Annotated in this window: 1 protein-coding gene; it reads left to right on the forward strand. The window is 52.9% G+C overall.

Features of this window, described 5'->3' with window-relative positions; translation table 11 throughout:
* On the forward strand, positions 1-276 hold a 276-nt coding region (locus tag AC1RPN_RS08965), incomplete at both ends, for a hypothetical protein (RefSeq protein ID WP_481763839.1).

Genomic DNA, 276 nt, shown 5'->3' on the forward strand with positions numbered 1-276 from the left:
GTAGAATCGATGGAACAGCGCGACTACGTTGAGGAACGTCTCAAGTTCTCGCGCCTACCTGCTGATAAAAAGTGGCGCTCTATACCCACGAACTTGCTACTCGAATTGGGCGGCAAGATGTGTGTCAAATGGCTCGACGACTACGATACGTGGTCGAAGACGAAGCTCATCTACCTGCCGGTAATGGTGCGTGGTGAGCAGAAGGGGTACTTTCGCGCGCGTTTGCGTAAAGACGATAGCGATCGTAATTTGCCGTCGTATTTGCTGGCACCGAGC

It is taken from the genome of Dellaglioa sp. CoH-57-MRSF-20 (genome assembly GCF_056781955.1).